The sequence below is a fragment of the Acetanaerobacterium elongatum genome (genome assembly GCF_900103835.1).
GTDB classification, from domain to species: Bacteria; Bacillota; Clostridia; order Oscillospirales; family Ruminococcaceae; genus Acetanaerobacterium; species Acetanaerobacterium elongatum.
This window is the reverse complement of the sequence record NZ_FNID01000035.1, coordinates 24,345-31,275: the sequence shown is the minus strand read 5'-3', so window position 1 is coordinate 31,275 and position 6,931 is coordinate 24,345. Positions and strand designations below refer to the sequence as shown.

Sequence of the window (6,931 nt, the reverse complement as noted above, 5' to 3'; positions counted from 1 at the left end):
TTTCTACTGTTTTTGCCATTGAGTTCCTCTTTTCAATTTGATTTGAGGAACGGCATTGACTGAACGTTCTGCTAAAAACGAGTAATGTCTTTACAAAGATTAGTTTACAGGTTCAAAAAACCTACTTGTTGGTGCTTGAACGAACGTCCGGCGACTTATTTATATGCGAGATAGCGGCAAACCGCTTCACCACTCACCTCCACGTGCTCTGTAGTATACCGTCTCTCGGAGGTAAGTATAGCAGAGTTTTATTTTGACTGCGAGTTGCACCAACTCCGTTTCATGTCTTGTTGGTGCCTTTCGCAGAAAGGAATGGTCTTTTATATGAAGATTCAGGGTAATAATATGTATAACCTGTCCAGAATAATCCATGCCGATAAGTGGACTTTTTCCTTATATATGGTATAATAGTCGTAAAGATTATACCCCTTTGTTTTTAAGCAATCTTACTATCATTGAGCAAGAAGGTATCCTGTGAAAAAAACAATTCTGGCTGTAATAATAGTATTCACGCTGCTTGCCTTTTGGGGCTGCGGCAAAACAGAGGCTTCGTCTTCCGCTGCGGCTTCAGCATCGTCCTCTGTACCGTCGCAGGCCGTTTTATCCCAGGCCGACAGCTCTTCCTTCTCCAAAGCCTTGGGCGCTGTTTCAGAAGCTTCAAGCAACTCAAGCAAGGTTTACGAAATCTGCGGCAAATCGAATAAACTCAGTGCCAAAGCGGTTGAGAACATGAGAAAATGGCGGGCCGACGCCAAGGCCTACGGCGAGCAATACCCCGCCACGGTTTTCCTTAACGACCAGCCGCAGAGCAATACCGTTTACCTCACCTTCGACGACGGGCCGGATGACACCATCACGCCAAAGGTGGTAGATATCCTCGCCGAAAACAACGTCTGCGGCAACTTCTTCTTTGTGGGAAGGGAAATCAAGAAGCATGAGGATGTCGTAAAAAAAGCATACGCCAATCATAACTTTGTCGGCAGCCATTGCTTTAGCCACACCAGGCTTACAAGCATGACCTCCGAGCAGATAAAGAAAGAGATAACCGATACCAATGAGCTTATAAAGGGTATTACCGGCAGCGCCCCGTCGTTTGTGCGTCCGCCGTACGGCGACATCAACGACAGTGTTATCGCCGATTTTGAGGCACTGAACCTGAAAATTATCCTTTGGTCGATTGATACGCTGGATTGGTCGCAGCGCGAGGTTGCTAATATCGTCAAGAATGTAAGCGAAAATCTCCGCCCCGGGGATATCATTTTAATGCACAGCAACGGCGACAAAACCAAAACCGCCAAGGCGCTGCCAGAAGTCATTCAGGTAATAAAGGATAAGGGCTATGCCTTTGGTACCTTCAACCGGCTTCAGCAACAGCCAAATTAAAACTTATTATAACAACCGCAGGCTTCCTGTCTTATAACTGCATAATTCACGTTCAAACAGGGCTATAATTTTTAGGATACACCTACTTCAAACGCTAACCCCCGGCTTACCCTCATACTCCTTCGGACAAGGGTAAAAGGGGGATAGATATAAAAAGGATTGTATCGATGTACGGGATTATGAAAGGAGCAGTAAGGTATGGAGAGCAGAGCTACAAAGATTAAGGCAAAAAAGAACGGCAAACTGACCATCAGCGTTATTCCCGGGCACTTTGCAACCAACCATTCCCATGTAAACTATTACATCGACATCACAGGCGTAAAGCACCACAGCAAGGCGGCGCAGCTGGCAGCGCAAGAGCTGGCGGCGCAGTTTTCGGGCTCCACACCGGTGGATACTATCATCTGTATGGACGGCAGCGATATGATCGGCGGCTTTATCGCGCGCGAGCTTTCGCAATCGGGCAGTCGCTCCCTCAGCACCGATAACGACATCTGTGTGCTCACCCCCGAATACAACTCCAATGGCCAGATGGTATTCCGCGATAATACGCAGTCGATGATCTGGGGCAAGAATGTGCTGCTTTTAATCGCCTCGGCCACCACCGGAAAAACCATCAACCGCTCGCTTGACTGTATTGCCTATTACGGAGGCAAAGCCGTTGGAATTGCCGCGGTGTTCAGCGCCATCGACGAGATGGCGGGGCTGCCGGTGCATTCACTTTTTACCATTGCCGACCTGCCGGACTACCAAACCTTTTCGCCGAAAGACTGCCCCAGCTGCAAGCAGCAGCGCAAAATCGATGCGATTGTCAGCAGCTCAGGTTACACCAAGATTGAATAATTGATTTACTCAAACAAATAATTTCCTAAGCAGGCAAGGGTTAAGAACAAGTTTTCTAAGCCTTGCCTGATAAGTGCGCCTTCTGCAGTAAGAAAAACTGACAAAACCTGCCCGTGCTACTTGAAAAAACGGGGCTTTTGTAATAAAATAATCTAGGATTGTTTATTGTTTAACAAGAGATGTATACTTTTTCGGCGCGGCGCCGAAAAGGATAAATGAAAGGAAGACTTGCAGATGAGTTTGCTGAACAAGAAAACCGTTGACGACATTCAAGTAAAGGGCAAAAGGGTACTGGTTCGCTGTGATTTTAACGTTCCGTTAAAGGAAGGCGTTATCACCAACGACAACCGCATTACCGCAGCGCTGCCCACCATCCAAAAGCTTATCAAAGATGGCGGCAGGGTTATCCTTTGCTCGCACCTTGGCAAGCCCAAGAACGGGCCGGAGGAGAAGTTCTCTCTTGCTCCCGTAGCCGTTCGCCTTTCCGAGCTGCTCGGCAAGAAGGTTGTTTTCGCAAACGACGACGAGGTAGTTGGCGCAAACGCCAAGGCTGCCGTAGCCGCTATGAAGGACGGCGACGTGGTTCTGCTGCAGAACACCCGCTTTAGAAAAGAAGAAACCAAGAACCTGCCGGAATTCAGCGAAGCCCTCGCCTCCCTTGCCGATGTGTATGTGGATGATGCGTTTGGCTCCGCACACAGAGCACACTGCTCCACCGCAGGCGTTACCGACTATATCAAAGAGACCGCTGTTGGCTACCTGATGGGCAAAGAGATTGATTTCCTCGGCAACGCCGTAGAAAACCCCAAGCGTCCTTTCTTAGCCATCTTAGGCGGCGCAAAGGTTGCCGATAAACTCAATGTTATCGATAACCTGCTCACCAAGGTTGACACCTTAATCATCGGCGGCGGCATGGCTTACACCTTCTTAGCCGCGAAGGGCTATGAGGTTGGCACCTCACTGCTCGATGCCGAGAAGCTTGATTATTGTAAGGATATGCTCAAAAAGGCAGAGGATAGGGGCATTAAGCTGCTGCTGCCCGTAGATACCCGCATCGCAGCCTCCTTCCCTGACCCGATTGACGCAAAGATCGACGTTACGGTAGTTCCCTCCAGCAAGATTCCGGCCGACAAGATGGGCCTGGACATCGGCCCCGATACCGAGAAGCTGTTTGCCGATGCCGTAAAATCCGCCAAAACCGTTGTTTGGAACGGCCCCATGGGCGTATTTGAAAACCCCGTGCTGGCAGCCGGTACCTTAGCCGTAGCCAAGGCGATGGCCGAGGCTGATGCCACCACCATCATCGGCGGCGGCGATAGTGCGGCGGCGGTAATCCAGCTTGGCTTTGCCGATAAGATGAGCCACATCTCCACCGGCGGCGGCGCTTCACTGGAATACCTTGAGGGCAAGGGCCTTCCCGGCATCGACGTTATTCAGGATAAATAAGCTTTTTACATCCAAGGGCAGGCACTATGCCTGCCCTTCTTTGATATTCCAACAGGGGGCGACATCATGAGAAAGTATTATATCGACAACCTGCGTACCCTCTGCATCCTGCTGCTTTTCCCCTACCACACCTTTATGGTTTACAACACCTTTGAGTCGTTTTATGTGCACGGGCCGAAGATTCAGCCGCTGAGCGATTTTGTTTATATCTGCTGGCCGTTTTTTATGCCGCTGATGTTTGCGCTGGCCGGCATCTCCTCACGCTACGCGCTGCAAAGGCGTTCAGCCAGGGAGTATGTAAAGGAACGCTTTTTAAGGCTGTTTATACCGCTTGTGTTTGGAATACTACTGGTAATCCCTGCTCAAACCTACTTTGCCGAACGGTTTCACAACGGCTACACAGGCGGCTATTTCGAGCATTATGTGCTGTTTTTCACAAAGGCAACCGACCTTACAGGCTATAACGGCGGGTTTACCCCTGCACAGCTGTGGTTTATCCTTTACCTGTTTATCATCTCGCTGCTGGCGCTGCCTGTTATGCTGTGGTACAATAAGCGCGATAAAGTAATGAATGGCTCAAGCCTTACCCTGCCAAAGCTTCTTCCCCTGTTTGTGTTCCCGCTCCTGGGCGCGTTGATTCCGATTGTAGACGGCCGAAGCATCGGCGAGTATTTCGCATGGTTTATGCTGGGGTATTTTGCCCTCAGCCCGGAGGAGGTATTGCAGCGGCTGGAAAAGTACCGTTGGCCGCTCACCGCCTTTGCAGCCATTTTGCTGGCGGGTTTCTATTACTCCTACATCCTAAACGGCCGCGAATACTGGTTTCTTGTAGATATCCTGCAGCGGGCTGCGGGCTGGGTAAGTATTCTGGCATTCTTGGGCCTGGGCAGACGCTACCTCAACTTCACCAGCAAGGCTGCCACCTATTTTGCGGGCGCATCGTTTCCCGTTTATATCTTCCACCAAACATGGCTTGTAATAGCGGCCTATTATACACTTCAGCTCACCGATATTGTAGCACTGCAGATACCCACCATTATCGCGGTTAGCTTTACCTTAAGTATTCTAACCTACGAACTCACCAAACGTCTTTCGGTTACCCGCTTCATGTTTGGCATTAAAAAGCCCGCCCCTCAAAAAGAGGCCGCGTGTAATTCCGGTAAGAAATAAGCCGAACAGGGGGCTGACACTATGAGAAGGCACTATATCGACAACCTGCGCTCTCTGTGCATTTTACTGCTGTTTCCCTACCACACCTGCATGGTTTATAACACCTGGGAATCGTTTTATGTGCACGGGCAGAATGTTGAGCCGCTCGCCGATTTTATCATCTTCTCCAGCCCCTGGTTTATGCCGCTGATGTTCGTGCTGGCGGGAATCTCGGCAAGCCTTGCGCTTGAAAAGCGCACCGCGGGGCAGTTTATAAAGGAACGTTTTTTTAAGCTGTTTATCCCCCTGCTGTTCGGTATAGTGCTGGTGGTGCCCGCTCAGTCTTATTTTGCAGAGCGCTTTCACAACGGCTACACCGGCGGCTACTTTAAGCAGTATATCCTCTTCTTCACCACAAAAGGTGCCGAGACCGATTTCTGCGGCGGGTTTACAGTGGGGCATTTATGGTTTCTTGCCTATCTGTTTATTATTTCTCTGCTGGCGCTGCCCGTTATGTTGTGGTACAATAAACGGGGCAAACAGCTTAATGCCTCCAGGCTCACCCTGCCTTGGCTGCTGCCCATGTGCCTGATTCCCCTGCTGTTTAAACCGCTGCTGGATTTCAGCGGCAAAAGTATCGGGGAGTTCTTTACCCTGTTCATGCTCGGCTTTTTCGTGCTCAGCCGCGAAGAGGTATTAAAACGGCTGGAATACAGGCGCTGGCCGCTTACTGCCTTAGGGCTTGCGCTGCTTGCCGGTGAATTTGTATTCTACTTTTTGGGCAACAGCATCGGCTGGGTTGCGTACGATATCATGAAGCGCATTGCGGGCTGGGTATGTATACTGGCGATTCTCGGCCTTGGCAGAAGATTCTTGAATTTTACTGGCAAGGCCGCTTCCTACTTCGTGCTGGCCTCCTTCCCGGTTTACATATATCATCAAACCTGGCTGGTAGCAGCTGCATATTACGCGCTTGCGCTAACCAACATCGTGCCGCTTCAGGTTGTGATTATTATGGCGGCAAGCTTTATCCTGTCAATCGCTACCTACGAAATTACCAGGCGTTTTTCTGTTACAAGATTTATGTTTGGCATAAAAGCGCCAAAGCTAACATTACCGGATTCAGTTTAACCGAAAGTTCCTCAATCCATTACCACCTGTTCACATTCTGTATTTAAAATAAGAAAAAAGAAGTATAAGGAGATTAAAACAATGAACACTGCACTTCGTAAAACCGTAATCGCAGGCAACTGGAAGATGAATAAAAACCGTGCCGAAGCCAAGGCGCTTATCGCCGACATGGTTCCGCTGGTGAAGAACGCTTCCTGCGACGTAGTAATCTGCGTACCCTTTACCAACCTTGAAACCGCGCTGGAAGCTACAAAGGGCACCAACATCAAGGTTGGCGCGCAGAACTGCCACTGGGCCGAAAGCGGCGCGTTTACCGCCGAGATCTCTGCCGGCATGCTCAAGGAGCTGGGTGTGGGCTATGTAATCATCGGTCACTCCGAAAGAAGGCAGTACTTCGGCGAAACCGACGTTACCGTAAACAAGCGCGTTCGCGCGGCGCTTAACGCAGGTTTAAAGGTTATCCTCTGTGTTGGCGAGCTGTTAGAGCAGCGCGAGCAGGGCATTACAAACGAGACCGTTTCGCTCCAAACCAAGATTGCGCTCATGGGCGTAACCGAGGAAGAGCTTAAGAATATCATCATCGCCTACGAGCCCGTTTGGGCTATCGGCACCGGCAAAACCGCTACCGCCGATCAGGCCAATGAGGTAAACCATGCTATCCGTATGGTGGTTGCTTCCCTGTACGGCAAAAAGGCCGGCGACGGTATCACCATCCAGTACGGCGGCTCGATGAACGCAGCGAACGCTGCCGAGCTGTTAGGTAAAGAGGATGTAGACGGCGGCCTCATCGGCGGCGCCTCTCTCAAGGCGGCCGACTTTGCGGTAATCGTAAACGCCGCGAAATAAGTTATCGTTTATATTTGTAGGGGCGAACTGTGTTCGCCCGCGGTCTAACCCCAGATTTCAGATATTTCTGCGGGAGACCACAGGTCTCCCCTACAATCTCTTTCGCGCGCCTGTAGGGGCGATTATCAATCAC

General features: G+C 50.2%; 6 protein-coding genes. All 6 read left to right on the top strand.

The window, feature by feature from the left end; translation table 11 throughout:
• Positions 1-474: 474 nt before the first annotated feature.
• The 6 genes from BLR50_RS11695 to tpiA all read left to right on the top strand — a co-directional run bounded on the left by BLR50_RS11695 (position 475) and on the right by tpiA (position 6,798).
• On the top strand, positions 475-1,383 hold the full coding sequence (locus tag BLR50_RS11695) for a polysaccharide deacetylase family protein (protein WP_092642453.1): 909 nt from the start codon (positions 475-477) through the stop codon (positions 1,381-1,383).
• A gap of 198 nt (positions 1,384-1,581) precedes the next feature.
• Positions 1,582-2,226, top strand: coding sequence for a type I phosphoribosyltransferase (locus BLR50_RS11690; RefSeq protein WP_092642449.1), 645 nt, complete (start codon positions 1,582-1,584; stop codon positions 2,224-2,226).
• Between the two features lie 234 nt (positions 2,227-2,460).
• On the top strand, positions 2,461-3,672 hold the full coding sequence (locus BLR50_RS11685; protein WP_092642446.1) for a phosphoglycerate kinase: 1,212 nt from the start codon (positions 2,461-2,463) through the stop codon (positions 3,670-3,672).
• 66 nt (positions 3,673-3,738) lie between these two features.
• A complete protein-coding gene (locus tag BLR50_RS11680; RefSeq protein WP_092642443.1) occupies positions 3,739-4,842 on the top strand; it encodes an acyltransferase family protein in 1,104 nt (367 codons plus the stop codon).
• A 21-nt stretch (positions 4,843-4,863) separates the two neighbouring features.
• Complete coding sequence (locus BLR50_RS11675) at positions 4,864-5,952, top strand: acyltransferase family protein (protein WP_092642440.1); 1,089 nt, start codon at positions 4,864-4,866, stop codon at positions 5,950-5,952.
• An 81-nt stretch (positions 5,953-6,033) separates the two neighbouring features.
• Entirely contained in the window at positions 6,034-6,798 is a 765-nt protein-coding gene (gene tpiA / locus BLR50_RS11670; protein ID WP_092642436.1) for a triose-phosphate isomerase, read from the top strand.
• Positions 6,799-6,931: the final 133 nt, after the last annotated feature.